The organism is Pseudomonas sp. PSE14 (assembly GCF_029203285.1).
Classification (GTDB): Bacteria; Pseudomonadota; Gammaproteobacteria; order Pseudomonadales; family Pseudomonadaceae; genus Pseudomonas.
The window spans coordinates 2,587,273-2,613,499 of the sequence record NZ_CP115669.1 but is presented as its reverse complement, the minus strand read 5'-3'; the positions used below and the strand labels follow the sequence as shown (position 1 = coordinate 2,613,499).

Annotated in this window: 23 protein-coding genes; 9 read left to right on the top strand and 14 right to left on the bottom strand. The window is 63.2% G+C overall.

The annotated features are described in order from the left end of the window. Positions 1-168 precede the first annotated feature (168 nt). Entirely contained in the window at positions 169-360 is a 192-nt protein-coding gene (ptrC, locus tag O6P39_RS12170; protein WP_275611575.1) for a type III secretion system co-regulatory protein PtrC, read from the top strand. Between the two features lie 382 nt (positions 361-742). Here the strand turns inward: ptrC and putA are convergent, their stop codons facing one another. The 9 genes from putA to O6P39_RS12125 all read right to left on the bottom strand — a co-directional run bounded on the left by putA (position 743) and on the right by O6P39_RS12125 (position 13,065). Continuing rightward, a complete protein-coding gene (gene putA, locus O6P39_RS12165; protein ID WP_275611574.1) occupies positions 743-4,681 on the bottom strand; it encodes a trifunctional transcriptional regulator/proline dehydrogenase/L-glutamate gamma-semialdehyde dehydrogenase in 3,939 nt (1,312 codons plus the stop codon). 380 nt (positions 4,682-5,061) lie between these two features. After that, positions 5,062-5,382: a DUF2025 family protein gene (locus O6P39_RS12160; RefSeq protein WP_275611573.1), complete on the bottom strand. Its 321-nt coding sequence runs from the start codon at positions 5,380-5,382 to the stop codon at positions 5,062-5,064. A gap of 506 nt (positions 5,383-5,888) precedes the next feature. Beyond that, the gene (gene ubiM / locus O6P39_RS12155; RefSeq protein ID WP_275611572.1) at positions 5,889-7,061 is read right to left on the bottom strand and encodes a 5-demethoxyubiquinol-8 5-hydroxylase UbiM; all 1,173 of its coding nucleotides are present in this window, start codon (positions 7,059-7,061) and stop codon (positions 5,889-5,891) included. A 137-nt stretch (positions 7,062-7,198) separates the two neighbouring features. Continuing rightward, positions 7,199-8,041 carry an IclR family transcriptional regulator gene (locus O6P39_RS12150; protein WP_275611571.1) on the bottom strand — a complete coding sequence of 281 codons (843 nt, stop codon included), beginning with the start codon at positions 8,039-8,041 and terminating at the stop codon, positions 7,199-7,201. Between the two features lie 490 nt (positions 8,042-8,531). Beyond that, positions 8,532-9,602: a cell division protein ZapE gene (gene zapE, locus O6P39_RS12145; RefSeq protein ID WP_275611570.1), complete on the bottom strand. Its 1,071-nt coding sequence runs from the start codon at positions 9,600-9,602 to the stop codon at positions 8,532-8,534. After that, a complete protein-coding gene (gene pcaG / locus O6P39_RS12140) occupies positions 9,592-10,197 on the bottom strand; it encodes a protocatechuate 3,4-dioxygenase subunit alpha (protein WP_275611569.1) in 606 nt (201 codons plus the stop codon). Before pcaG ends, zapE begins: the two co-directional genes overlap by 11 nt. 213 nt (positions 10,198-10,410) lie before the next feature. After that, positions 10,411-11,130 carry a protocatechuate 3,4-dioxygenase subunit beta gene (pcaH, locus tag O6P39_RS12135; protein ID WP_275611568.1) on the bottom strand — a complete coding sequence of 240 codons (720 nt, stop codon included), beginning with the start codon at positions 11,128-11,130 and terminating at the stop codon, positions 10,411-10,413. A gap of 117 nt (positions 11,131-11,247) precedes the next feature. Beyond that, the gene (gene pcaQ, locus O6P39_RS12130) at positions 11,248-12,177 is read right to left on the bottom strand and encodes a pca operon transcription factor PcaQ (protein WP_275611567.1); all 930 of its coding nucleotides are present in this window, start codon (positions 12,175-12,177) and stop codon (positions 11,248-11,250) included. A gap of 6 nt (positions 12,178-12,183) precedes the next feature. Next, the gene (locus O6P39_RS12125; RefSeq protein ID WP_275611566.1) at positions 12,184-13,065 is read right to left on the bottom strand and encodes a helix-turn-helix domain-containing protein; all 882 of its coding nucleotides are present in this window, start codon (positions 13,063-13,065) and stop codon (positions 12,184-12,186) included. Between the two features lie 106 nt (positions 13,066-13,171). Between O6P39_RS12125 and pobA the strand changes: the two genes are divergently transcribed. The 8 genes from pobA (at position 13,172) to O6P39_RS12085 (ending at position 22,047) form a co-directional block, all read left to right on the top strand. After that, positions 13,172-14,356: a 4-hydroxybenzoate 3-monooxygenase gene (pobA, locus tag O6P39_RS12120; protein ID WP_275611565.1), complete on the top strand. Its 1,185-nt coding sequence runs from the start codon at positions 13,172-13,174 to the stop codon at positions 14,354-14,356. Positions 14,357-14,719: 363 nt separating this feature from the next. Next, entirely contained in the window at positions 14,720-15,070 is a 351-nt protein-coding gene (locus tag O6P39_RS12115) for a hypothetical protein (protein ID WP_275611564.1), read from the top strand. A 138-nt stretch (positions 15,071-15,208) separates the two neighbouring features. After that, positions 15,209-17,116, top strand: coding sequence for a cytochrome c (locus O6P39_RS12110; protein WP_275611563.1), 1,908 nt, complete (start codon positions 15,209-15,211; stop codon positions 17,114-17,116). A 274-nt stretch (positions 17,117-17,390) separates the two neighbouring features. Further along, positions 17,391-18,584, top strand: a complete 1,194-nt coding sequence (locus O6P39_RS12105; protein ID WP_275611562.1) for a catalase family protein — start codon at positions 17,391-17,393, stop codon at positions 18,582-18,584. A 39-nt stretch (positions 18,585-18,623) separates the two neighbouring features. Further along, positions 18,624-20,228: an AAA family ATPase gene (locus tag O6P39_RS12100; RefSeq protein WP_275611561.1), complete on the top strand. Its 1,605-nt coding sequence runs from the start codon at positions 18,624-18,626 to the stop codon at positions 20,226-20,228. A 2-nt stretch (positions 20,229-20,230) separates the two neighbouring features. After that, positions 20,231-21,262, top strand: coding sequence for a hypothetical protein (locus tag O6P39_RS12095; RefSeq protein ID WP_275611560.1), 1,032 nt, complete (start codon positions 20,231-20,233; stop codon positions 21,260-21,262). Positions 21,263-21,541: 279 nt separating this feature from the next. Then, positions 21,542-21,727, top strand: a complete 186-nt coding sequence (locus tag O6P39_RS12090; protein ID WP_275611559.1) for a hypothetical protein — start codon at positions 21,542-21,544, stop codon at positions 21,725-21,727. A 26-nt stretch (positions 21,728-21,753) separates the two neighbouring features. After that, a complete protein-coding gene (locus tag O6P39_RS12085) occupies positions 21,754-22,047 on the top strand; it encodes a hypothetical protein (protein ID WP_275611558.1) in 294 nt (97 codons plus the stop codon). A gap of 452 nt (positions 22,048-22,499) precedes the next feature. Here O6P39_RS12085 and ppk2 read toward each other — a convergent pair whose 3' ends face one another. From ppk2 to O6P39_RS12060, 5 genes are all read right to left on the bottom strand, one after another. Further along, positions 22,500-23,417, bottom strand: a complete 918-nt coding sequence (gene ppk2 / locus O6P39_RS12080) for a polyphosphate kinase 2 (RefSeq protein ID WP_275611557.1) — start codon at positions 23,415-23,417, stop codon at positions 22,500-22,502. 333 nt (positions 23,418-23,750) lie between these two features. Further along, positions 23,751-24,203, bottom strand: a complete 453-nt coding sequence (locus O6P39_RS12075) for a PaaI family thioesterase (protein ID WP_275611556.1) — start codon at positions 24,201-24,203, stop codon at positions 23,751-23,753. Between the two features lie 123 nt (positions 24,204-24,326). After that, positions 24,327-24,716 carry a hypothetical protein gene (locus tag O6P39_RS12070; RefSeq protein ID WP_275611555.1) on the bottom strand — a complete coding sequence of 130 codons (390 nt, stop codon included), beginning with the start codon at positions 24,714-24,716 and terminating at the stop codon, positions 24,327-24,329. A gap of 306 nt (positions 24,717-25,022) precedes the next feature. Next, positions 25,023-25,628 (bottom strand): TetR family transcriptional regulator, encoded by a 606-nt coding sequence (locus O6P39_RS12065; RefSeq protein WP_275611554.1) that lies wholly within the window; start codon positions 25,626-25,628, stop codon positions 25,023-25,025. Positions 25,629-25,631: 3 nt separating this feature from the next. Then, the gene (locus O6P39_RS12060; RefSeq protein WP_275611553.1) at positions 25,632-26,054 is read right to left on the bottom strand and encodes a nuclear transport factor 2 family protein; all 423 of its coding nucleotides are present in this window, start codon (positions 26,052-26,054) and stop codon (positions 25,632-25,634) included. Positions 26,055-26,227: the final 173 nt, after the last annotated feature.

Genomic DNA, 26,227 nt, shown 5'->3' with positions numbered 1-26,227 from the left:
ACACGCCCGTGCAGGATACCCGTCCTGCGTGACAAGTGCCGGAAAATCTCGCCGGCACCATCGCCAGCCGTGATGTTCACCATCACGGCTATTCACTTCAACCCTAGCCCACCCGGCGAGATTATTCCGCCATCGGGCCCGCGGCCCTCCCACATCGAGTAGCCGACCATGAACCGCACCGACGAGGCCTACCGCATCACCTACATCACCCTGGACGACCTGCAACTGCAGTTCGAAACCCAGATCGCGATCACCGAAGCGGACGGCAGCCTGGCCCTGCATCGCGCGGCAACCCCGCCGGCCGAACGCCGGGCGCTGCGTGAACTGATTCGCCAGGAGCCACTGGGCTCCGCGGCCTGAAGGGTACTTGTGCCGCCAATACATCCCGTCCTCATCTGATCACCCCGGTTCGCGAGCAAGCTCGCTCCTACAGGCATGCACTGACCCGCTCTTCGTAGGAGCGAGCTTGCTCGCGAACCATGGTCTGCACCTCGCGCACAGGGCGCGCTCCTACAAGCAGCACCTGCGGACCAGGAAAGCATTCGAAAGAAAAACGGCGAAGCGGATAGCTTCGCCGTTGTGCCGGGCGCCAGACCCGATACGGAGTGCGCAATTGCGCGAGGGAAACGGACTGCCTGGAGCGGATAACCCCACCCGAAGGCTGGCAGGCCGGATGGCCATCGAGCGATGACCGGAAAGCTCGCCGGGAGCGCACCCGTGGGGCACGCTCCCGGCGCGGACGTCAGCCGATGGTCATCAGGCTGGCGTTGCCGCCGGCGGCAGCGGTGTTGACGCTCAGGGCGCGCTCGATCAGCAGGCGCTCCAGCGGAATGTCGGTTTCCCCACGATTCAGCCCGGTAACGCCAACGATGGCACCCTTGCGCTTGGACGCCTGCTCGCAGACCGCACGCAGCTGATCGGAGTCGCCGTGGTGCAGGATGGCGTCGAAGGCGCTGTCGGTGGCGGCCCAATCGGCGATCAGATCGATGCGCTTCTGCACCTCCTTCGGCAGACTGGTGACCAGCTCGCTCTGCGCCTGCAGGACCAGCGCGCGGCTGCCCACGGACAGCACCGCAGCCAGCTGGGCCAGCAGGTCAGCACGATCCTCGGCCAGGCACAGCACGTGTTCGCGCGGCAGCAGACTGTAGGTGTTGCGCTCGCCGGTCGGGCCGGTCAGCACTTGCACGGTGTAGCTCTGCGACAGCTCGGCATAGCCTGCGATCAGCGCGGCCAGCGCCGGCTCGTTCTGCCCGGCCCACTGGGTCAGCGCATCCACCGCCTTGCTCGCCTCGGCCGGGCGAGCGATCGCCTGCGCGCCGTCACCCTGCAGCTGCTTGGCCACCGCATCCTGCGGACGGGTGGAGAGCAGGCGGTACAGGTACAGCGGGCCACCGGCTTTCGGACCGGTGCCAGACAGGCCCTCACCACCGAACGGCTGCACGCCGACCACGGCGCCGACCACGTTGCGGTTGACGTAGAGGTTGCCGACATGGGCGCTTTCCACCACCTGGGCGATGGTCTCGTCGATGCGGGTGTGCACGCCGAGGGTCAGGCCGTAGCCGCTGGCGTTGATCTGCGCAAGCAACTGGTCCAGCTCGGAACGCTCGTAGCGCACCACGTGCAGCACGGGACCGAAGATTTCGCGCTTGAGCTCGCTGAAGCTGTCCAGTTCGATCAGGGTCGGCACGACGAAGGTGCCGCGCTTGATTTCCTCGGCATCCACGCGGGCGCTCTGGAACACCTTGCGGCCTTTGTCGCGCATGGTCTGGATGTGCTTGTCGATGTTGCCCTTGGCTTCCTCGTCGATCACCGGACCGATGTCGGTGTGCAGGCGCTCCGGCGCACCGACGCGGTACTCGGCCATCGCGCCCTTGAGCATGGCGATCACGCGGTCGGCGACGTCGGCCTGCACGCACAGCACGCGCAGGGCCGAGCAACGCTGACCGGCGCTGTCGAAGGCGGAGTTGACCACGTCCACCACCACCTGCTCGGCCAGGGCCGAGGAGTCGACGATCATGGCGTTGAGGCCGCCGGTCTCGGCGATCAGCGGGATGGTGCGACCCTGGGCGTCCAGGCGGCCGGCGATGTTGCGCTGGAGGATGCTGGCCACTTCGGTGGAACCGGTGAACATCACGCCACGCACACGCTCGTCTCCGACGAGACGGGCACCGACGGTTTCACCACGGCCCGGCAGCAGCTGCACGGCGCCGGCCGGCACGCCGGCTTCCAGCAGGATGCGCACGGCTTGCGCGGCGATCAGCGGAGTCTGCTCGGCGGGCTTGGCCAGCACGGTGTTGCCGGCGGCCAGGGCGGCGGCCACCTGGCCACTGAAGATCGCCAGCGGGAAGTTCCACGGGCTGATGCACACCACCGGGCCCAGTGGGCGGTGGCTGTCGTTGGCAAAGTGAGTACTGGCCTGGGCGCCGTAGTAACGCAGGAAGTCCACCGCCTCGCGCACTTCGGCGATGGCGTTGGCGAAGGTCTTGCCCGACTCCCGCACCAGCACGCCCATCAGCGACTGGATTTCGGCTTCCATCAGGTCGGCGGCGCGCTGCAGGATGGCGCCGCGCTCGGCCGGCTGGGTGGATTGCCAGATCTGCGCGCTGGACAGCGCGCCGAGGATGGCGTTGTTGACGTCGGCTTCGCTGGCTTCACGCACATGGCCCACCACGTCGCGCAGGTCGGCCGGGTTGCGCACCGGCTGCGGCTCGCCAGGGGCGGCGTCGGCCAGACCGAGGATCGGCGCGGCCAGGTAAGCCTGGTTGGTGCTCGACAGCAGCGCCGAGGACAGCGAGCCCAGGCGGTGCTCGTTGGCCAGGTCGATGCCGGCGGAGTTCAGACGCGATTCGCCGTACAGCCCGCGCGGCAGCGGAATGCGCGGGTGCGGCAGGCCCAGGGTGCCCTCCTGCGCGGCCATCTGCTCGACCTGCAGCACCGGGTCCAGCACCAGGTCCTTGAGGGAGATGCTGTGGTCGGCGATGCGGTTGACGAAGGAGGTGTTGGCGCCGTTTTCCAGCAGGCGACGAACGAGGTATGCCAGCAGGGTTTCATGGCTGCCCACCGGAGCGTAGATACGGCACGGGCGGTTGAACTTGCCGTCGGCGACCTTGCCCACCACCTGCTCGTACAGCGGTTCGCCCATGCCGTGCAGGCACTGGAACTCGTACTGGCCCGGGTAGTAGTTCTGCCCGGCGAGGTTGTAGATGGCCGACAGCGAGTGGGCGTTGTGGGTGGCGAACTGCGGGTAGATGGCTTCCGGCACGGCCAGCAGCTTGCGCGCGCAGGCCAGGTAGGAAACGTCGGTGTACGGCTTGCGGGTGTAGACCGGGTAGCCTTCCAGGCCGTTGACCTGAGCCAGCTTGATCTCGCTGTCCCAGTAGGCGCCCTTCACCAGACGGATCATCAGGCGATGGCGGCTGCGCTTGGCCAGGTCGATCACGTAGTCGATCACATACGGACAGCGCTTCTGGTAGGCCTGGATGACGAAGCCGATGCCGTTCCAGCCGGCGAGGCTCGGCTCGAAGCACAGGCGCTCCAGCAGGTCGAGGGAGATTTCCAGGCGGTCGGCTTCCTCGGCGTCGATGTTGATGCCGATGTCGTAGTCGCGAGCCATCTTCACCAGGCCGAGGACGGTCGGGTACAGCTCGTCCATCACGCGGTCGTACTGGGCGCGGCTGTAGCGCGGGTGCAGCGCGGAGAGCTTGATGGAGATGCCCGGGCCTTCGTAGATACCGCGACCGTGGGAGGCCTTGCCGATGGCATGAATGGCCTGCTCGTAGGAGGCCAGGTAACGCTTGGCATCCTCATCGGTCAGCGCGGCTTCGCCGAGCATGTCATAGGAATAGCGGAAGCCCTTGGACTCCATGGTGGCCGCATTGGCCAGGGCCTCGGCGATGGTCTCGCCGGTGACGAACTGCTCCCCCATCAGGCGCATGGCCATGTCCACGCCCTTACGGATCAGCGGCTCGCCGGACTTGCCGATGATGCGGTTGAGGGCCGAGGACATGCCCGCCTCGGTGTGGGTGGACACCAGCTTGCCGGTGATCAGCAGGCCCCAGGAGGCCGCGTTGACGAACATCGATGGGCTCTGGCCCAGGTGCTGGCTCCAGTTGCCATTGCTGATCTTGTCGCGGATCAGCGCGTCACGGGTGGCCTTGTCCGGAATGCGCAGCAGCGCTTCGGCCAGGCACATCAGCGCCACACCTTCCTGGGACGACAGGGAGAACTCCTGCAGCAGACCCTGCACCAGGCCCTGACGGCCGCCAGCGTTCTTCTGGTTGCGCAGCTTCTCGGCGATACCCAGGGCCATCTTGTTGGCAGCGTCGGCCTGCTCCTTGGGCAGACGGGCCAGGTCCAGCAGCATCGGCAGCGCCTCGGTTTCCGGACGGCGGTAGGCGGAGGTGATGGCGGCGCGCAGCACCGACTGCGGCAGGATGCTTTCGGCGAAATCGAGGAAGACCTGCAGGCCCTGCTCGCTCAGCGAGTCCACGGATTCTTCGCCTGCAGCGGCGGCCAGCCCGGAGTGCTCGGCGGGAGTCAGCCCACCCTCGACCTGCTCCAGGTACGTGAAGATCGCCTGCTTGATCAGCCAGTGCGGGGTACGGTCGAGCTGCTGGGCGGCGAGCTTCAGACGTTCACGGGTGGCGTCGTCGAGCTTCACGCCGAGGGTAGTGGTGGCCATGGGTCGTCCTATTGTTAAAAGTTTGGAGCGTGCAAAGCGGCGCAAGGTTAAACCGCCGCCCACAAAGGTGCAACCAGGTGCAACCACTCTTTCGCGACCGGAATTCAGCGCACCCGCACGGTGCACCGAACCCTGCCGCGAGCCACACCCTGGATCAGGCCGACCGGCGGATACGACCAAGGTATAACCCGCAGGGCGAACAGGTTGCACCTCAACGCAAGGCGAACCCGGACAGCATAGGCCAGGGCACGACAGGTTGCGCTCGCGGAGGCGACCGAGGAGATGAAGAACGACAGGACTCGGCGCCCTGCCCTGGCCGCCGGGCAGCACCGGCAGCACGCGAGGTCGACCGGTGCAACCGGCCACCTCGCCGAATTGGTTTACTTCAGGCGTCGTTCCGCGGCTATTTCCGGGAGATCAGTGCGGCGCAGGTAGGTGAGCAGCGCTTCGCCGAAGTTGAGGCGGTCGTTGATGTTCTGCTCGGCGAGAATCTGCAGGCATTCGCGGCTCAGGATCATGACATCCCCCGCCCTGGACGCCCAGACGAACTCGCAGGCCGGCTGGATGCTGTCCTCGACCACGTCCATGCCGAAGGAGTCTTCGCTGAAACGCACGATGTACTTGCCCGTCTTGCGATTGAAACCGACAAAGCCGCAAAGGCCGTCGGCAGCCTTGCAGATGTCGCTGGAAGTGATGGCCATGGTTCCCCCTGGATCGGATTGTTATGGATTGCGCACGCAGGAGGGGCCGCTCTGACGGCGGCTGGATCGTTCATTCCGCTCCAAAACACGGAGCGGACCGGCGCGGCGGACAGCTCTTGTAGGAGCAACGGTCTTGTCCCGGCTGAATCTGTGCCAGGGCTTTCCCCCTCACCCCAGCCCTCTCCCCCAGGGAGAGGGAGCCAGATCGTGCCGGCTGACAGAGTAGTTTCATCCTGCACCGGACGGTCCCCTCTCCCCCTGGGAGAGGGTTAGGGTAAGGGCCAACCCGAGCACAGATGCATCTCGTAGGAGCGGACTCTGTCCGCAAGGGCCACCGCGAACGCACCCGCCCCAACACGGAAATATCGGGGACGTAGGGCGTACAACCGTTCGCGGTTGTACGCCGATTCACCTCGCCTCGCCATGTGCGCCAAGGCCAAGTTCGGAGCTCCGCAGATCAAGGTCAAACGTCGTATAACGTCGAACGTCATACGCCCTACGCGTCGTCACGCCCCCTGCGCCAGATGCCGCGCGATCACCTGCCGCAGCGGCGGCAGGCCCTGCGCCAGGCGCAAACCGGCATTACGCAGCAGGCGCGCCGGCGGGCGTGGATCGGTGTACATGCCGACGATCAGGCGCGTGGCCTGGTACAACGGCCAGGTCGCCAGGCGATGGGCCGTGGCGTAACGGCGCAACGGCCAGGCGCCGCCGATGTCGCCGCCGCGTCTATGGGTGGCCAGCACCTCCGCGGCAAGGCGGCGCTGGCTCTGCAGGCCGAAGTTGAAACCATGAGCAGTGACCGGATGCATGCCCACGGCGGCGTCGCCGATCAGTGCGCTGCGCGGGCCGGCGAAGCGATCGGCGAATACGCCCACCAACGGGTAGCTATGGCGCGGCCCGAGCAATTGCATGGCGCCCAGGCGGCGGTCGAAGCGCCGCTCCATCTCATGGGCGAAGGCTACCTCGTCCAGCTCCAGCAGCGGCGCCATCTCCCGCTGCGGCAGGGTCAGCACCACCGAGGAACGATCGCCATTGATCGGCAGCAGCGCCAGGGTCTGGCCGTAGCCGAACCACTCCCAGGCCACGTTGTGGTGTGGCCGCTCGTGAGCCATGCGGCAGACCATCATGGTCTTGCCGAAATCCTCCAGGCTCGCGCCGATGCCGAGCATCCGTCGCGTCTCGGAAAAACGGCTGTCGGCGGCGACCAGCAGGCGCGCATGCACCTGGCTGTCATCGTCCAGCGTCAGCTGCACACCGTCGCGCTCCACTCGCAGCGAGCGCAGCGCTCGGCCGCAGACCAGCGATACGTCCGGGCACTCGTGCACCGCATCGAAGGCCGCGCGGCGGATCGCCTGGTTGGCCACGAAGTAGCCCAACTGTTCGGCGCCCGCCTGCCCCGCCTCGATGCGCAGCGCGAACAGCGACGGGCCGTTGAGTACCTGGGCATCGCGCAATGGCGAGACTTCCTGCGAGTCGATGCGCGACCACATCCCCAGCCGCTGCAGCTCGGCGCGTGAGGCGTGGGTCAGGGCGATCTCGCGGCCGTCCTCAGCCGGCTCGGCCAGGCTCGCCAGCGGCTGGCGTTCGATCAGCTGGACCGACAGGCCGCTGCCGGACAACGAGCGGGCCAGGCACAGCCCGGCAGGGCCGGCGCCGACGATGGCGATGTCCACGTGCATGGGTGACTCCTTTCGCGGGGATGGGCGGTCCCGGAGTCTAGGTTGGCCGCCCGGCGCTTTCGTTGCCGTGGATCAGTACGACGCAGCGCCGCCCCTGCGGCGGCACGGCGCATACCTCCGAGGAGGCATGCCGCCGCTCAATGAAACAGCCGGGTGCCCAGCTCGCGACTGGCCTCCAGCAGCACCGGCAGGAAGCGCGTCTCCAGTTCCTGGCGCGACACCCGTCCGGCATGGGTGCCGACGTTCAGCGCCGCCAGCACCTGGCCGGCGGAATCCTTCAGCGGCACGGCGATGGAACGCAGGCCGACCTCCAGCTCCTGATCGATGATCACCCAGCCCTGCTGGCGAATCTCGGCGATACTCGCCCGCAGCATGTCCGGCGTGTGCACGGTGCGGCTGGTCTTCACCTGCAGGTCGGCGTGGGCCAGGTAGTCCTCCAGCGCCTCGTCGTCCAGGCCGGCAAGCAGAATGCGGCCCATGGAGGTGCAGTAGGCCGGCAGCCGGCTGCCGACGCTGAGGTCTACGGAAATCAGGCGCTGCGGCGTCGCGGAGCGGGCGATATAGAGGATTTCGTCGCCTTCCAGCGTCGCCATCGAGCACGCCTCGTGCAGTTGCTCGCTCAGGCGGTCGAGGATTGGCTGGGCGGTGACCGCCAGCGGCGTGGACGACAGGTAGGCATGGCCAAGGGTCAGCACCTTGGGCAGCAGCGAATAGGTACGTCCGTCGGAGGTGACGTAGCCGAGCTTCATCAGCGTATGCAGACAGCGGCGCACGGCGGCGCGGGGAATCTCGGTGCGGTGGCTGATCTGCGCGATGGTCAGGTGGCGCTTGCGCTCCTGGAAGGCGTGGATCACCGCCAGGCCACGAGCCAGCGAGGTCATGAAGTTCGGATCGCCGGTGAAGGCTTCGATGCGCTTGGCCGGCGAGGCAACGATGGGCGGCGCGAGGGGCGGCAGGCTGGCACGAGGGGCGTCGGTCATTTCTTGTTGGTCCTGGCAGGCGGGCTCCGGGCGATTATCGATACGGGCGAGCGATTATCGCAACATGGATGGTCGATTATCGAACGGAGGTTGAGTGGCGCGCCGGCCGCCCGGTTTTCGCGGGACCGAGAGGGCCTTCTGATCACTGCTCGGGAACTGTGTTTTTCCTGAACACATCGGCGCCAGACGAAACCTTTCGCGGATAAGATCCGCTCCTACAAGATCAAGGGCCCCTCACCCTAACCCTCTCCCGCAAGCGGGAGAGGGGACTGTTCGGTGCAGGATGAAACCGTAGTGTCAGCCGGCACGGACGGCTCCCTCTCCCTGAGGGAGAGGGCTGGGGTGAGGGGGAAGCGCAGGCAGGGATTAACCCGGTAGAAGACAGTTGCTCCTACGAAAAGCAACGCCGCGCGCCGATCTGCTCCCGTAGGAGCGGACCTTGTCCGCGAAATCCCACAGCAGCACCCGGCCCCGTAGGTGAAACTCGCGCTTAAAGCGGCTCCAGCTTCAACTGCCGCAACCGGCTCAACGTCCGCGCAAAATCCACCGCCGCCCCGCCGGCTGCCAATTCTTCCAGCGACACCGAGGCGAACAGCTGCAACCGTAGCTGCCGGTCATAGGCGATATCGATGAAGTTGAGGAAACGCATGCTCACATCTGGCGGGTAATCCGCCAGGGGGCCGAGACCGCTGACGGCCATGCGCGGGAAGTGCTCGATCAGCCACAGGTAGTCGCTGGCCGAACGCGGCCGCTCGAACATCTCGCTGAAATCCATCCAGGCGCTGTAGCCATCATGGGCGTGGATTCTCAGCGGATGATGGTTGACGTTGAGCACTTCGTTGAAGTTCGCGTCGTCCGCCAACCTCAAGCGGTCATGGATCAAATCGAAATCGTCCGTCGTTGCCGGCCAGACGAAACTGCCCCACTCCTCCAGTGCGCTACTCTGCTCGCGGTAGTCATGGCCGCCATCCAGCGACACCACGTCGAAGCGCTTTTCGATCAGCTCGATGGCCGGGCGGAAGCGTTCGCGGTACAGCGGGTTCGGGCAGAGGTTTTCCGGCTGGTAGTTGGAGGTGCAGACCAGCCCCACGCCCTCGTCCACCAGCACCTTGAGCATGCGCCCCAGCAACATGGCGTCGCCGATGTCATGCACATGGAACTCGTCGAAGCACAGCAGCCGGGTCTCCTCGGCGATGGCACGGGCTACCCGTACCAGTGGGTCGGACTGCCCGGTGATCGCCAGCATGCGGCCCTGCAACTCCTGCAGGAAGGCGTGAAAGTGCACACGGCGTTTGGCCTGGATGGGCGCCGCCGCGAAGAAGTGATCCATGACGAAGCTCTTGCCCCGCCCCACACCGCCCCACAGGTAGACGCCGGCCACCGGCTTGCGCAGGAAGCCATGGCGGCCGGCGAGGAAATCGTCGAGCCAGCTGGCGAGGTGATCCACCGCCGCCAGCTGGGCCTCGTCCGCACGGTAGCCGCGCTCATCGAGCGCGGCGGCGAAGTGCCGCCGGACGCGGTCTGCGACCGCTTCGGCGGATATTTCAATATCAAAAGTCAAAGAACACCGTTTCCGCATCACCCTGGACGCGGATATCAAAGCGGTAAGCGAGCTTCCCGTCTACCTCGCAACGTTTGGCGATCAGCGTCTGCCGACGTTCGGGCTGCTCGATCCGGTTCAGCACCGGGTCCGCCGCGTTGGCCTGCGCCTCGTCCTCGAAGTAGATGCGCGTCTGCAGGTGGATGTTGATCCCGCGAGCGAACAGCGAAACGTTGATGTGCGGCGCCATGGGCACGCCAGCGGCGTTCTTCACCACGCCGGGCTTGATGGTGCGCACCTGCCATTCGCCAGCGTCGAAGGTGGTCGCCGTGCGCCCGAAACCGTTGAAGGGCTTTTCCAGGTCGTAGGCGCTGTCGTACACGCCTTCGTGATTGGCCTGCCACAGCTCCAGGAAGGAATCGCGGATCAGGTGGCCGTTGCCGTCGTAGACGTTGCCGAGCAGCACGATGTGTTCGCCGGGCGCGCCAGGCTTGGCCATCTCGCTCCAGATTTCCTGGTCACGGGCGGGGTTGCCGGCAGCGGCCAGGGCGAGGCCGATGTGCACGTAGGGGCCGGCGGTCTGCGAGGGGGTTTCCGGCAGCAGTTCGATAGGCATCTTTTGTTCTCCTCCGAAACCGTTTCGGGCTGAGCGAGCTAGCGCGGTGCAAGGCGAAAGCGACTGAAGAAGCGGAGTTCAGTTGCCCTGAATGAGCATGACTCGCTCCGCTCGCCCCTGGCGGGGCCGCACTGAAGTGCGTTAGCCGCAAGCGGCTTCTGAAGTCGCTTTCAACGCCGCACCGCCGACGCGCAGCCGGCCCGACACGGTTTCTCAGCGGTTCTCGAAGTGAGTCTTGCGTTGGCCACGCAACACGATGTCGAAGCGGTAGGCCAGGCAGTCCATGGGGTTGGCGTTGCTCATGTCGAGCTTGGCGATCAGCGTCTGCACCGCGTCCGGGTTGGCAATGGACTTGACGATGGGGCACATGGGGATCAGCGGGTCACCCTCGAAGTACAGCTGGGTGATCAACCGGGTGGAGATCGACGGACCGCTGATGGAGAAGTGGACATGCGCCGGGCGCCAGTCGTTCGGGCCGTTGCCCCAGGGGTACGGGCCGGGCTTGATGGTGCGGAAGATGTAGCGCCCTTCGCTGTCGGTCAGCGCGCGGCCGACACCGCCGAAGTTCGGGTCCAGCGGCGCCAGGTAACGGTCGTTCTTGTGGCGGTAGCGGCCACCGGCATTGGCCTGCCACATCTCCACAAGGGTGTGCGTCACGGGCTTGCCGTACTGGTCCATGACCCGACCGGAAATCAGGATGCGCTCGCCGATCGGCAAACCGCCGTGGTTGAAGTTCAGCAGCAGGTCGTTGTCGTGCTCGCCCATTTTCAGGTGCGAGAAGTCCGGGCCGCTGGTTTCGGAGATCGACTGCGGAATGCTCACCAGCGCCTGGCGCGGGGAGCGGGTGATAGACGTCTTGTAGTCGGGCGTGAGGGCTTTGGGGTGCCAGTTTCGGTCACGAATGACGAAGCGGCTGTTTTCCGCGTCGGACATGTCGGTCTCCTGTTGTTGGATTTATAGGAGCCTGTTGCATCAGGCAGTGCGACGCAGTGTCCCCTGCCCGGTCGACGCGGAAAATTGAAAAGATGCCCGGAATCCATAACCAAACGGTTATGGATAAGTCCCCTCGCGGTACGCCTCGCCCACCTCGCGCAGCACCTCCAGGCACCAGTGCGCACCGAGGGACAACGGCAGCGTCGAGTTGCTGCACACCCCCACCGAGCCGCCCGGCTCCTGCACATCCAGCGGCAGCTCGACCATCTCGCCGGTGCGCAGGTCCAGGCGCACCGAATCCAGCGGAGCGATCCACAGCGCATCGCTGCTCAGCACATAACGGCGGCCGAGTACCGTGGACAGGGTTTCCAGCCGCCGGCGCGGCTGGCCCAGGCCGCTCTGCACCAGCAGGCTGTCGGCGGACTTGCGGATGGTGGTGCCGGCCAGCGGCAGCACCAGCGGCCAGTCGTCCAGCGCCGCAGGCGTCAGCGGACGACCCAGCAGCGGGTGCCCGGCGCGGGCCACCAGGGTCATGGATTCGCTGTACAGGTGCTCGAAGGCCAGCCCCTGGATCTGCGGACTTTCTGTCATGCGGCCGACCACCAGGTCCAGTTCGCCGACCCGCAGTTGCGACAACAGGTGCGCGCTGGGCCCGCCGACCACGCTGACCACCATCGCCGGATGGCGCTCGTGCAGGCGCCGCACGACCTCCGGCATCAGCAGGCTTTCCACGGTGGAGAGCACACCCAGGCGCACCGTACTGGAGGCGTACTCGCCGCCGCGCAGGCTGTTCACCCCGTCACGCAGCGCCTGTACGCAAGGGCCGGCGTAACGCAGGAAGGCGACGCCCGCCTCGGTCAGGCTGGCGCCGCTCTTGCCGCGCTCGAACAGGCTGGCCTCCAGCAGATCCTCCAGCTCCTTGAGCGTCTTGGAGATCGCCGGCTGACTCACCGCCAGGACGTCCGCCGCGCGGGCCAGGCTGCCCTGCCGGGCCACTTCGAGAAAACACACCAGGTGGCGGAACTTGATACGCGAATCGATATTCATGGCGGCTCAACGGGGCTGGCGGAACGCGCGGGGCGAAACCCCGGCGTAGCGCTTGAAGAATCGGGAGAAGTAGGCGGGCTCGGAAAAGCCCAGGCTGTCCGACACCTGCTGCACGGTCAGCGTCGTGTACACCAGGTGCCGCTTGGCCTCCAGCAGCAGGCGCTGGTGGATCATCTGCAACGCCGACTGCCCGGCCAGGCGCCGGCACAGGGCGTTCAGGTGCGCGGCGCTGATGCCCAGCTTCGCCGCGTAATGCTCGATTGGCCGGTGCTCGCGGAAGTTCCGCTCCAGCAGGCGGGCGAAGGCCTGCACATGCTCGATGCCGCGATCCTGCTGGCTGGCCTCGGCGCGGGACTGCTCCTGGGAACGGCGGCTGAGCCAGACCAGCAGCATATTCAGCAGCGATTGCAGCATCAGGTCGCGGCCCGGCGCCTGCTCCGCGTATTCGCGGTCGATGGACTCGAACAGCGCATCCAGGTGGCGCTTGCCCTCGCCCACGGCGAAGCACGCCGGTTGCTCCAGCACCGTGCTTTCCAGCAGGCGACCGAGCTGCTCGGCCAGCGGCAGGCCCATGCTCAGCACCCAACCCTGCACGTCCTCGGCGAAGCGAAAGCCATGCACCGCCAACGCTGGCGTGACCTGCAACGACGCCTCGCGAACAGGCATCACCTGCCCCTCCACCTCCAGCTCGGCCTCGCCGGACTGCACATAGAGCAGTTGCACCAGATCACCGTGACGGTGCGGGCGAATTTCCCAGTCATGCAGGCGGCTGCGCGAGGCGATGGATTCGCAATGAATCAGGTCCGGCGTCGGCCAGGCGGCGGTCTCGCCATACAGGCGGAACACCGGGACCGGATTGTCGCGCGCTTGTTCGATCACCGAACACATCCACGAAAAGTCCAAGAAGACTGTTGGAAATTACCTTCAAAGCCCAATCCGATCCACAAAAAATGCAGGTAACAAAAACAACAGGCCACTCGAAAGGACCTTCCCCATGAAAACCCAGGTCGCCATCATCGGCGCCGGCCCGTCCGGCCTCCTGCTCGGCCAGCTGCTGCACAGGGCTGGCATCGACACCGTCATCCTCGAACGCCAGACCCCCGACTACGTACTCGGCCGCATCCGTGCCGGGGTGCTCGAACAGACCACCGCCGACCTGCTACGCGAAGCCGGCGCGGGCGAACGCATGGACGCCGAGGGGCTGCTGCACGACGGCTTCGAACTGGTACTGAACGGCCGTCGCGAACGCATCGACCTCAAGACCCTCACCGGCGGCAAACAGGTCATGGTCTACGGCCAGACCGAAGTCACCCGCGATCTGATGCAGGCCCGCGCCGCCAGCGGCGCGCTGAGCGTGTACGAGGCCGTCGACGTGGAACTGCACGAGGTCACCGGCAATGCGCCCTACGTCACCTTCACCCACCAGGGCGAGCGCGTGCGCCTGGACTGCGACTACATCGCCGGCTGCGACGGTTTCCACGGCGTGGCGCGGCGGACCATCCCGGCGGAGCGCCTGAGCATCTTCGAACGCGTCTACCCCTTCGGCTGGCTCGGCCTGCTCAGCGACACCCCGCCGGTCAACCACGAACTCATCTATGCCAGCAGCGAGCGCGGCTTCAGCCTGTGCAGCCAGCGCTCCGCTACCCGCAGTCGCTACTACCTGCAGGTGGGGCTGGAGGAGAAGGTGGAAGACTGGTCTGACGAGCGCTTCTGGGAAGAACTCAAGCGCCGCATTCCGGAGGACGCCGCGCACCAGCTGATCACCGGCCCCTCGCTGGAGAAGAGCATCGCCCCGCTGCGCAGCTTCGTGGTGGAGCCGCTGCAGTACGGCCGCCTGTTCCTGGTCGGCGACGCCGGCCACATCGTCCCGCCCACCGGCGCCAAGGGCCTGAACCTGGCGGCCAGCGACGTGAACACGCTGTACCGCATCCTGGTGAAGGTCTACGGCGAAGGCCGCACCGAGTTGCTGGAGCAGTATTCGCCCATCGCCCTGCGGCGCATCTGGAAGGCCGAGCGTTTCTCCTGGTGGATGACGTCGATGCTACACAACTTCCCCGAGAACGACGCCTTCACCCGGCGCATGCTGGAGACCGAACTGGACTACTTCGTCGGCTCCGAGGCCGGACGCACGACCATCGCGGAGAACTACGTGGGGTTGCCGTTCGAGGACGTGATCTAACGGCGAAGCGCCGCCCTTATTGTAGGAGCGAGCTTGCTCGCGAACAGAGCTTGCCCGGCACTCCGCTGCCATGCGGTTCGCAAGCAAGCTCGCTCCTACGAAGAGCAACCCGGAGCCGTGTCTGAGTAGTGCGCACAACCATTGCCGGGATGAAGGAAAGCCGAGGCAGGAAGCACCGCGCGCCCCACCATCTATCCTTACCCTCCACACGCAGCCCCGCTCGCCGCGTCACCGCCGGAGGGCAGCATCGAACAGGACGAAGAAAACTTCCTCAGCCACCTGCTCGCCGAGAGCGGCGACGGCGACCTGCGCGCCTTCTCCACCCTCTACCGCTGCGTCGCACCGCGACTCTACCCGCTGGCGTTGCGCCTGCGGCCTCGGCAGGAGGAGGCGGATGCCCTGTTCGTCGACACCTTCCTGCACATCTGGACCGACGCCGACGGCTACCATCCCACCCGCAGCGCCGCGCTGGACTGGATGATCGCCCTGCTCTACCAGCGTGCCGCACTGCCGCCGCCCACGCCCAGCGACGAACCCTGGCCAGAGCTACCGCCGCCGGACGAACTCTGGCCTGCCATCCGCGCCCGCCTGCCCGACGAGGAAGACGACAGCAGTAGCCTGCGCTGGCCGCTGATCATCGCCTGCGTGATGGGCGTGCTGATCGGCGTATTGCTCAGCCTCAGCCTGCTGCTCGACCTGCGCCCCGCTCCCTGAACCGCGCCGGCCCAACCGCCCTACGAGTCCACTCCCGACAGATAAAACCCTGACTCCTGCATGCCATCACCTTGCCAATCCGCCACACACTTGGCATAAACGTCCGAATCTTTTCGCGTAAATAACAAGGAAGTTTCGATGCGCATTCTTGGCCGCGTCCTGCTTGCAGTCCTGTTTCTGCTTCTTCTGATCGGCGCCGTCATCGCCTGGTACACCGCGCATCCCAACCTGCCGCAGTACACCCCGCCGGAAAAGATGATCCACCTCGACCAGTGGACCAAGGCCGATCGCGAAACCTACTACTACACGCCCCAGGGCACCCAGGTGAAAGGCCTGCGCTACGACTGGTTCACCCATCTGGAGCAGCCCTTCTCCAGGGAAAAGTTCGCCAGCCCCGAGAACCTCGCGCGCTTCGGCTTCCTCATCGAGCCCGAGCAGATCGGCCGCGACGCCGAAGACACCCAGGCCGCCAACCCGACCAACCCCGGCAACCTGCCCGTCGGCTTCGCCCGTCACCAGGACGGCGAGACCGGCGCCTGGTACCTGGACATCACCTGCTCCGCCTGCCACACCGGCGAGCTGCGCTATAAAGGCACCGCCGTGCGCATCGACGGCGGCGCCGCCATGCACTCCATCGCCTCCACCGTGCCTACCCTGCGCGGCGGCGCCTTCGGCCAGGCGCTGGGCGCGAGCCTCGCGGCCACCTACTACGTGCCGTGGAAGTTCGACCGCTTCGCCAAGGGCGTGCTCGGCGACCGCTATCCCAAGGGCAAGGCCACGCTCAAGCGCGACGTGCGCAACGTACTCGGAACCCTGCTCTCCACCGCCTGGAACGACACCCACCGCGGCCTCTACCCGACCCTCGAAGGCCCTGGCCGTGCCGATGCCTTCGGGCGCATCGCCAACAGCGTGTTCGGCGACGCCATCGACGCCTCCAACTACCGCGTCGCCAACGCCCCGGTGAACTACCCGCAGGTCTGGGACATCTGGAAATTCGACTGGGTGCAGTGGAACGGCTCCGCCATGCAGCCCATGGCCCGCAACATCGGCGAAGCCCTCGGCGTGGGCGCCACCCTGCGTATGTTCGAAGCCGACGGCAAACCAGTGCAGGGCGACGAACGCTACGCCTCCAGCGTGCGCCTGCGCGACCTCTACACCCTCGAAGAAACCCTCAAGCACCTCAAGCCGCCGACCTGGCCGAAGGAAGTCTTCGGCGAGATCGACCTGGCCAAAGCCTCCCAGGGCCGCGCCCTGTTCCAGGCCAACTGCGTCTACTGCCACGGCCCGCACGTGAAGGAGCCCGGCGCCAAGGACTACATCGCCCCGGCCCGCGTGCCCGAGTGGCGCATGAAGATGGTCCCGACCAAAGAGATCGGCACCGACCCGACCACCGCCGACAACATCGCCGACCACACCTTCGACATCCGCCCGCTGAAGCTCAAGGCCGAAGAACTGCAGGGCATGAACGTCCACCTCTACCCGAAGAACGACGTGCCGCTGGACCTGTCGAAGATCTCCGCCGCCAAGGGCCTGGCCTACGTCACCGCCTTCGTCGAACAGCGCGCCTACCGCGACGCCCACATCGGCGCCGAGCAGCAACAGGACATGAACGGCTACGGCCTGCCCATCGGCGTGCAGGAACTGCGTGCCTACAAGGCCCGCCCGCTGGATGGCATCTGGGCCACCCCGCCCTTCCTGCACAACGGCTCGGTGCCCAACCTGTTCCAGCTGCTCTCCCCGGTGGCCGAGCGCGACAGCCAGTTCTGGGTCGGCAGCTTCGAGTACGACCCCAAGTACGCCGGCTACCGCACCGAACGCTTCCCCGGCGGATTCCTCTACAAGACCAGCGTGACGGGCAACGGCAATGGCGGCCACGAATTCCGCGACGGCTGCCGCAAGGACGGCGCCATCGGCCGCGCCCTCAGCCCGGAAGAGCGCTGGGCGCTGGTGGAGTACCTGAAGGTGCTGGGCAACCCCGAGTACGAAACCAAGCTCGACCCGAACGTAACCACCCAACCGTGGACGCCCGGGCCGAAGTGCGAGTAAGCCGCGCGAGCTAGCGGGCTCTTTGTAGGAGCGAGCTTGCTCGCGAACCTGCTTCACTCCGGAGTCGCCGGGGGAGTCTGTTCGCGAGCAAGCTCGCTCCTACAGCTAGCCCCAAACGCCTCAGCATCACGAAACATCGGACCAGTCCCCTCTCCGTTCAGGGAGAGGGCTAGGGAGAGGGAGAACGCCCAGCACCAGGCCCACCCCGCTGCACCCACAAGGGCCAGGGAACGGAATCCCCTCCATAAAAAAGAACACGAAAGGACCCCGTGCCATGCAATCCCTGCTCACCCGCCTCTGGCTCCTCCTCGGCAAACTGCTCGGCCGCGCGCTGCTCGCCCTCGCCGCCATCGGCCTGCTTGGCTGGGGCATCGGCAGCCTCTACTACGCCTGGAAATTCTCCGGCCCCGTCTCCACCCAGGAAGAAATCCCGCCGGGCGAAGCCCAGCTCACCCAGGCCATCATCGAAGACGCCCTGCGCATCGTCGAACAGCACCGCGACAACACCCGTGTCCTGCGCGACGCCCACGCCAAGGCCCACGGCTGCGTGAAGGCCCAGGTCACAGTCGCCAGCGACATCGCCCCCGGCCTGCGCCAGGGCGTGTTCGCCGAGCCGGGCCACAAGTGGGAGGCCATGGTCCGCTTCTCCAACGGTAACGCCTACCCGCAGTTCGACAGCGCCCGCGACGCCCGCGGCATGGCCATCAAGCTGCTCGACGTCCCCGGCGCCAAGCTGATGCCCGGCAAGGGCCACGACACCGAGCAGGACTTCGTCATGTTCAACCACCCGGTGTTCTTCGTCCGCGACGTCGCCGAATACCGACAGAACTTCGCCGCCCAGGCCAGCGGCCAGAAAGTCGGCGCCTTCTTCCCCAGCTGGAAGCCCAATACCTGGGAACTCCGCCACCTGATCATCGCCCTGCAAACCCTCGCCCCCGCGCCGGACAGCCCGTTGCAAGCCGGCTACAACGGCATCGCCCCCTACAAACTGGGCGAAGCGAACAACATCAAATACCGCGTCATCCCCATGACCGAAGGTTGCCCGGCCTACCAGCTACCCAAGCTCAACGAAAAGCAGCCCAACTTCCTGCGCACCGCCATGTACCAGCAACTCTCGGTCGACCGCGTGCCCGCCTGCTTCGCCCTGCAAGTGCAAAAGCAGGACCCGAGCAAATACATGCCCATCGAAGACACCAGCGTCGAATGGAGCGAAAAGGACGCCCCCTTCCAGACCGTCGCCACCGTCAGCATCCCCGCCCAGGATTTCGACAGCCGCGAGCAGAACCTTGCCTGCGACAACATTTCCTACAACCCCTGGCACGCGCTGCCCGAGCACAGGCCGATTGGTGGCATCAACCGTTTGCGGAAGGCGGTTTATGAGGCGGTGAGTGTTTATCGGCATCAGAGGAATGGGGTGGGTGAAGGCCAAATTGAAAGGCGGGCCACGCTCAATCCTCCCAATAATTAAAACCACCTAACTTTAATAAACATTTAACTGGAAAATAATATGGCATCAATCAAAAAGATCGGAGTCAGAGGACTGAGAAGCTTCGGCTATGACTCACAACTAATCCCATTCAGCAAGCTTAATATTTATGTCGGCAAGAACAGCTGCGGAAAAAGCTCTTTTCTCAGAACATTTCCACTTCTCAGGCAATCAGTTGAATCAGATACCCGCTTCCCAATTCTATGGTACGCAGGTCACGGCGGCTATGTAGATTTCGGAGACTTTGAAACTACTCTTCACGACGGAGGAGAGTCGATTCACTTCGATTTTGAATTGAGCACCCCTCCCAATCCAGCAATAAACATCCCCACATACAACCCTTGGGACGAATCAGACAGGCACACAATAAAGAGCCCAACAGGAAGAGACTTAAACATATTGGCAACTATAAGCCTCCACAAAAAAGACGGCGTACTAATAACAACCATCGACTTCTCGACCGAAAACACCAAGACAACCCTAAAATACTCTGGCGAAGAAGTTATCAACCTCACGTACGAAAACACCAAATTCAATGTACTTGAAAAATTCTCCAACCCATTACACATAATCAAAGGTTCACTTATACCCAAAAGCGCAGTGCGTCGAAGAGAGCTAAACCTGAAATCACTAAAATCTCAACGCATAGTATTTAGCGATACATTGGAAAATGAATCACTCAACGCTCTAAGCAAATATCTTTCAACCTTTCATCACCGATCTAAACAGCTAAAAAACATACGTCAAGCTCTCGAATACATACCACTCAGCCAAGGCAATGAACTATATATTCTTCTAAGAGCCATATTCTCCTCCGACAAACACTTCCTAAAAAAGCTTGACGAGAACCGCAAAGAAATTGTCGACGTTACTTTCACCTATTTATTTGCCAAGAATATAGGATCATTCTGGAGTTCTGCAGACGATCTATTCAAGAAATTCTATCGTGGCGTCCGTTACCTTGGCCCAATTCGCGCATCAGCAGAAAGATTCTACAGATTTCAGGACCTTCAAATCGGCGAAATCGACCATACCGGTGCAAATTTGCCGATGGTTATTAACTCTCTGCGCGAGGAGCAAAGAATCAATCTTGGCAGCTGGATAAGAGATAACTTTGGATTTGAGCTTCACCTGGAAACAACCGGCCTTCATTACGCTCTTTTAATTCGAGAAAACGGAGATTCAAAATTCCATAACGTGAGCGACATGGGATTTGGCTATTCCCAAATACTTCCCGTAATTGTTTCCATATGGATGGAGCTAACCGGAGAGTCTGTTGATCTACCTCGAGCTCCGTCATGGCTACGCGAGAGAGCTTCAAGATCGATCGTTATTGAGCAGCCGGAACTACACCTTCATCCAGCACTACAGTACAGTTTCGGGCTTGCAATCGCAAAAGTCATAAAGCTCTCAAACCATCGCGATTATAACTTCATTATCGAGACACACAGCAAACATCTTATTGATGCAATTGGGCAAAGCATTGCCGAAGACACAATCAAAAACTCCGACGTAAATATAAGCCTCTTTGAAAAGGACCCGTCAGGCTCTACAAAAGTCAGCCTTTCTGGCTATGACAATGATGGCTACCTAATTAATTGGCCAGCAGGATTTCTATCAGCATAACCATGATTATAACCATTAAGCAGTCTCCCAACCTCGACGTTGATGACGCAAAAAAAATCAGGGCTATAGAAAACATCCTGATCTCCCATGGAGAGTGTCGCCATGCCGTCTGGATGCCTGTAGATATTGTCCAAGAACTGCTGAGCGCCAATCGATTCAGCGAATACGCCCAAAGAATCCTCTACGACCTTAGAAGCTCCGTAGTAGAAACACGGGGAATAGAAAAAAACTTCTCCTTCCATGTCGAAGTTGATTTCTCAAATGCAAAAACATTACAGCCATCAAATAACAAAACACTAATCGGCTACTCACACTTAGTCAACGCAACAACACTAAACAAATCAGTATTCCTAGCAGAAAACCTAAGAGACGCCGAGATATTTTCGCTTGGAGCAGAGAGCTATCTATTCCACAACCAACTATATCGATCCTATGGTATATCTCTTGAAAGAGCCCCAGGTGGCGGAAACACCACTTTCGACTATTTCAGCAAGCTGGAAGAGGAGAGTAAATTCTTTTTCTGCATAATAGATAGTGACCTAAAACACCCCAAAGGCCCTATAGGCAGTACCGCAAAAAGATTTTCAGAAACTCCGAGCGGATACCATGAAAAGCGATTCCTTCGAATTCTAGATTGCCATGAAATTGAAAACATAATCCCATTACAGGTAGTTAGAGCGGTGACAAATGGCGAAATAGAGAAAGGACTTACCTACCGCCTTAATCGCTGCAAAGAAGATCGAAAGCATCCGGACCACAAGTCGGGATTATCCATAGACCAAGCCATTGACCAAGACGACAAATATAATAGCGACCACTGGAAACTCTACTACCCGCACAAAGCAAAGAAAGGTCAGACATGGATAATCCCACCTCTAGGCGAAAACCTTCTTTCGCACTGTCTAAAGCTAATGAGCGAGATAAGCATTGAGAAATTAACGGAATATATATCCACAGAATTTGACGAAACATGGATCGATATATCGAAAGATGTTGCATCTTGGGGGGTCGCTGCTAAACGACCGATTCATTAACTTCCCGAGAGCTTGACTCGGTCCATGTCAATACATAATCTCTCCCGGCCCTGTGAAACCATGGGCCGGGTTTAGCAGCCCGAACGATCAGAGTGCGGAAACGCCTAGCGACTTCCGGCGATGAAACTCGCCTGGAATTTGCCTTTACGGTGGGCCGCATTGGGAGACCTTCGGGTCTGCCGGTCCTCTGGTCCCGGTCTGCTAACCCGATGCGGTTCCGCCTCCATTCTGTTTAGCAGCGGAAGGGGTGGTCCTACTGACCAGTAAAGGACTTTCTCCATGGACGATTCACCCTTCCCAACTCCACTCCCCTTCATCCGCAACCGCCGTCAACTTTGTGCCCTCCTGATAGACGATCAGGTCTGGTTCATCCTCTCCGACTTCTGCCGCGTGACGGGCTACCCGCACGAAGAACGCATGGCCAATCGCATGGCGATGACCAGATTCGCCAGGAACGGCTGCTGACCGAAGACTGCCTCGAACTCAACTACGTGCTGGTGAGAGAATCCGGCGTGTATCAGGCGCTGGTGCTGTTCAACGTCCCGGACTACGGCTCGCTGTGGCGCTGGATCAGCGGCACGGTGGTGTCGCAGGTGCGCAGCCAGTTCGCCGCCAATGGTCCGCGCCATGTGCAGTTGCAGTTCGAGAAGCAGTGCCTGGGCGCGCTGGAGTGGCAGGACAAGTACTGGCTGAGCATCAGCGACCTGCCCCGCGTGCTCGGCGGTCGCTCGCCCATCGCCGGGCGCAGCGGCTGGCGCAACTGGGCGAAGCGGTTGCGGACGTAGGCCGTATAACGTTCGACGTTATACGCCGTTTAGCCGGGGCCCCAAGGCACTCCGGACGGGCCCCGGAGCCGTAATAGATCGAGGTGTATCGGCGTACAACCGCGAACGGTTGTACGCCTTACGGTGCTTTGGTCTCGGGTTCGCGAGCAAGCTCGCTCCTACAGAGGAACATCCGCGCGCACAGGAGCGCCCCTTCAGGAGGCCGAGTGGAATCGGAGTTTCAGGGGTTGAGCGGCATGGATGCCGCGAGAGCGTCGTCGGGCCAGGGATGGCCCGTCGACGCGTGCCCCTGAAACTTCGATGGAGCGAGGACATTTTTCGCCTAAGCGAAAAACCGGATGCAGGGGCAAAGCCTTTTGGTTCCTTTTGGGCCTCAAAAGGGACTCGCCCGAGGGGGCGAAACAAAAAGTCCCCGCGCACGCCGAAGCGGCGCAGAAACGCCAAATCGGACCTCAGTAGAACTCCGGCACCAGCAGCTCTTCCGGCGTGGGATTGCGGCGGTAGTCGGTGTGGCGCTGGCGTTCGGGGAGTTGGACGCCAGGCTGGGGGACTTCTTCGTAGGGGATCTGGCTCAGGAGGTGGTGGATGCAGTTGAGCCGGGCCTTCTTCTTGTCGTCGGCGTGCACCACCCACCAGGGCGCTTCGGCGATGTGGGTGCGCTCGATCATGATTTCCTTGGCCTTGGTGTAGGCCTCCCAGCGCCGTCTCGACTCCAGGTCCATGGGGCTGAGCTTCCACTGCTTGAGCGGGTCGTGGATGCGGCTGAGGAAGCGGTCGTGCTGTTCTTCGTCGGAGATGGAGAACCAGTATTTGATGACCTGGATGCCGGAGCGCGCCAGCATGCGCTCGAACTCCGGCACGCTGCGGAAGAATTCCTCGTACTGGTCATCGGAGCAGAAACCCATCACCCGCTCGACGCCGGCGCGGTTGTACCAACTGCGGTCGAACAGGACGATTTCCCCCGCCGCCGGCAGGTGCGAGACGTAGCGCTGGAAATACCACTGGGTGCGCTCGCGGTCGTTCGGCGCGGGCAGCGCGGCGACCCGGCACACGCGCGGATTCAGGCGCTGGGTGATGCGCTTGATCACCCCGCCCTTGCCCGCCGCGTCGCGGCCTTCGAAGAGGATCACCACCTTGTGGCCGGTCTTCACCACCCAGCTCTGCAGCTTCACCAGTTCGGCCTGGAGGCGGAACAGGGTGTGGAAGTAGCGCTGGCGCGCCAGGCGTTCTTCGTGGGTTTGCAGGCTTTCCGGGTGCAGGCCTTCGAGGTCGTAGAGTTCGTCGAACAGTTCGAGTTCGAGCTCTTCGTCGCGGTCGTCGAGGAGGTCGCGCTGCATGCGCCGGGGGAAGTTCTTGTCATCGAGCAGCATGAGAGTTGCCTTGTGCCGTCACTGGCTCATTCATCCGTGGGTGACATTTTCATGACAGAAAAATGTAGTTACGTTGTATGACGAATTCATTACAACAAGGCAAGGAAAACTCTTTCAGAGCCCGATTTAGAGGCCTCTCAGGCCTGACAGGTGGGAATCAGGAAGCCCTATGAAGCGTCACACGCTACTGAATCGCAGATGGCCAGGTTGGCGCGGGCGCATGTGGGGTCGATAAGGCCCCACGTGGAGGGCCGCCGGCTTTGGCGGCGGTTTGTCGAAGGACACGGAACCGGGCGGCACAGGAATCAGGACTATCCCGCCCGCCAGGACTGATCAGGCGTCGGCCACCGGACGCGGCGCGTTGACGTACTTGAAGGTGCCGGACGCGGAAGCCACTGCCACGCCCGCGCTGTTGCGCAGTTCGGCCTCGCAGAAGGCGATGGAGCGCGTGTGGTGCCGCACGCTGCCGTGGGCTTCAAGCACCTCGCCCACTTCGCCGCCGGGGCGCAGGAAGTTGGTCTTCATCTCGATGGTCACCACGCCGCGATAGGCTTCATCCGCCGCGCTGGCGTTGACCGCCATGGCCACATCGAGCAGGGTCATGATCAACCCGCCGTGGGCGTTGGCCCAGCCGTTGAGGTGGTGTGGCTCGACCCGCAGGACGATGCAGCCCGGCCCCTTGCCGTCCGCCGCCGGGGCGTGGCGGAACTGCAGGAGGTCGAGCAGGGGGATGGAGAGGCCACGGTGGGCGGTGTAGAGCTTGAGCTGGTCGACGTCGAGGGGCATGGGAGTTCCTGGCGCTACGGGCGGACCCGGCGATGTTCCCCCCTCCGGCCGGCCGACCGCAAGCCTGGCGGCGCTCAATTGGCGCCGGGAATGCCGGGCGATTGCAATGCGCCGTGCAGGAGCTCAGCGGGATTTGCGGGTGCCGCGCTTCTCGGTCTGGCGATCCACGGCCTGGACGAAGAGTTCCTCGACCAGCAGGGACTGGAGAGGCGACTGGGTTTCCAGCGACAGGCTCATGGATTCGAGCTTCTGATTGACGCCCAGGCGGGCGATGCCGCACAGCAGGATGCGCTGGCCGCCGAAGATCTTGCTCTTGTCGAGCCGCACTTCGCGGGTCCGTTCACCGTCCTGGTAAGTGACCTTGAGGGTTATCGGCGTTTCGTCGCGAACGCTGAGGTTGAGCCAGGTGGCGACATTGAATTCGACCACCCAGCCCAGGCCGGTTTTCTTGGCTACAGCTTCGCGAATCAGGTGCGCCGGTACCGGCCCGATGGGGGTGTTGTGGGTATCCATGAGCGCGTCAGACTACCGGGGTAAAACGGGATTAAGCGGAAGACTCGATTCTATGTGATGCGGTTCCGGTTTTCAGGTGCTTTTTTGCATAAGACCGGTTACAGGGCAAGCGTCGGGCACAAATCGAAACAGCTCTATCTCAATGCTTTCAGAAGGTCGCGAGGGGAATATGGGCGAGCTGGCGCCCCGTTGCCGGACGCGCAATCCGATAAAGGGTCTTTTGCGCTACGGATGCGTGCCGGGACTGAAGTCGATACCTTGCTGCCGCCGGCACCGGCCTGGATGCCAACGCGGCAAGCGGGAAGATCAGCTCCGCCGCGCCGCCTCGACCAACGCGCCCAGCGCCCAGCGGGTCACTTCGAGGGCGTCGGCGTCATCGAGTTGCAGCACGTCCTTGAACACCACCCTCGCCTCGATGCCGAAGAACAGCGCCAGCACCTTGCCCAGGCGCTCCAGGGCCTGCGGCTCGAACTGGTCGCGGACCGGTTCCAGTGCGGCGTCGATCAACGGGCTGCGGCGGTTCTGGCGCACCGGTGCGGCGCCCTCCTCCTCACCGCTGTCCGGCAGCCGCAAGCTGTTGGCGAGCAGTGCGCGCATCGCGCCTTCGTTGTGCTCGATCAGTTCGCTGAAGCTGTGCTCAAGGCACTGGACGCGGGCCAACGCGTCATCCTTTGGCGCGCCGGCGAAGACTTCGGCGGCTTCGGGGACACTGAGGTCCAGCGCGGCTTCCAGCAACAGCGCTTCGACGCCGGGGAAGTAACGATAGGCCGTGGCGCGGGAGACCATGGCTTCCTCGGCGATCTCTTCCAGGCTCGGGTTGCGCCCTTGCCGCAGCAGGCGGTTGGCCGCCTGCAGCAGGTCCTTGCGGGTGCGGCGCTTCTGGTTCGGACGTTCGGCCTTGCGGCTTTCCATGCATCACTCCTGGGGTAATTGGCGCTGGATGGCGCCCAGGTCGACCCATACGTTTTCGCGCTGGATCGCCCCTGAATCGGCGAATTCGACGACATGCAGCAGGCGGAAGTGCAACGCCCTCCCCAGCCCCTCGAGTCCGAAGGGACGACCCGCTGCGCGACCGCTCCAGAACGATTCGTCGACCACGAAGTTCTCGCCGTAGAGCCGACGCAGGGTTTCCACATGGCCTTCGGCGAGGTCGGCGAACAGGCCTTCGTAGAACGGCCGGGCCGCCTCGCGCCCATACGTGGGGCCGCCGGGATGGCCGACGATGTCGTGTTCGACGTCACCGGCCAGGGTGGCCAGCACGCCGTCGACATTGTCGTCAGCTTCGAAGCGGAAGTGTTCGTCGATCCTGCGATCCATTTCTTCTCGCGGCAGCGCCATGGTCGGACCCTCCGGAGGTTGGGCGATGAAATGACGCTAATGAGATTTTTATCTCATTGCAAAACAAATATCTCAATTCGATATTTTCATCTCATAGATTTTCGCCAATGCATGGGCGCAGCGAAGGACCGCGAGCGGCGTTCCGAATGAGTTGGGGGGGGATGGCCGGGAAA

Excerpts from the sequence above, each read along its gene's own strand:
- O6P39_RS12090 (WP_275611559.1), top strand. The coding sequence starts at position 21,542 with ATGGACGATTCACCCTTCCCAACTCCACTCCCCTTCATCCGCAACCGC.
- ubiM (WP_275611572.1), bottom strand. The coding sequence starts at position 7,061 with ATGCACGTGGACATCGCCATCGTCGGCGCCGGCCCTGCCGGGCTGTGC.
- O6P39_RS12075 (WP_275611556.1), bottom strand. The coding sequence starts at position 24,203 with ATGCCCCTCGACGTCGACCAGCTCAAGCTCTACACCGCCCACCGTGGC.
- O6P39_RS12100 (WP_275611561.1), top strand. The coding sequence starts at position 18,624 with ATGGCATCAATCAAAAAGATCGGAGTCAGAGGACTGAGAAGCTTCGGC.
- O6P39_RS12160 (WP_275611573.1), bottom strand. The coding sequence starts at position 5,382 with ATGGCCATCACTTCCAGCGACATCTGCAAGGCTGCCGACGGCCTTTGC.
- O6P39_RS12105 (WP_275611562.1), top strand. The coding sequence starts at position 17,391 with ATGCAATCCCTGCTCACCCGCCTCTGGCTCCTCCTCGGCAAACTGCTC.
- O6P39_RS12070 (WP_275611555.1), bottom strand. The coding sequence starts at position 24,716 with ATGGATACCCACAACACCCCCATCGGGCCGGTACCGGCGCACCTGATT.
- O6P39_RS12125 (WP_275611566.1), bottom strand. The coding sequence starts at position 13,065 with ATGTGTTCGGTGATCGAACAAGCGCGCGACAATCCGGTCCCGGTGTTC.
- pobA (WP_275611565.1), top strand. The coding sequence starts at position 13,172 with ATGAAAACCCAGGTCGCCATCATCGGCGCCGGCCCGTCCGGCCTCCTG.
- O6P39_RS12110 (WP_275611563.1), top strand. The coding sequence starts at position 15,209 with ATGCGCATTCTTGGCCGCGTCCTGCTTGCAGTCCTGTTTCTGCTTCTT.
- ppk2 (WP_275611557.1), bottom strand. The coding sequence starts at position 23,417 with ATGCTGCTCGATGACAAGAACTTCCCCCGGCGCATGCAGCGCGACCTC.
- ptrC (WP_275611575.1), top strand. The coding sequence starts at position 169 with ATGAACCGCACCGACGAGGCCTACCGCATCACCTACATCACCCTGGAC.
- O6P39_RS12060 (WP_275611553.1), bottom strand. The coding sequence starts at position 26,054 with ATGGCGCTGCCGCGAGAAGAAATGGATCGCAGGATCGACGAACACTTC.
- pcaQ (WP_275611567.1), bottom strand. The coding sequence starts at position 12,177 with ATGAATATCGATTCGCGTATCAAGTTCCGCCACCTGGTGTGTTTTCTC.
- O6P39_RS12095 (WP_275611560.1), top strand. The coding sequence starts at position 20,231 with ATGATTATAACCATTAAGCAGTCTCCCAACCTCGACGTTGATGACGCA.
- pcaH (WP_275611568.1), bottom strand. The coding sequence starts at position 11,130 with ATGTCCGACGCGGAAAACAGCCGCTTCGTCATTCGTGACCGAAACTGG.
- O6P39_RS12065 (WP_275611554.1), bottom strand. The coding sequence starts at position 25,628 with ATGGAAAGCCGCAAGGCCGAACGTCCGAACCAGAAGCGCCGCACCCGC.
- putA (WP_275611574.1), bottom strand. The coding sequence starts at position 4,681 with ATGGCCACCACTACCCTCGGCGTGAAGCTCGACGACGCCACCCGTGAA.
- pcaG (WP_275611569.1), bottom strand. The coding sequence starts at position 10,197 with ATGCCTATCGAACTGCTGCCGGAAACCCCCTCGCAGACCGCCGGCCCC.
- O6P39_RS12150 (WP_275611571.1), bottom strand. The coding sequence starts at position 8,041 with ATGACCGACGCCCCTCGTGCCAGCCTGCCGCCCCTCGCGCCGCCCATC.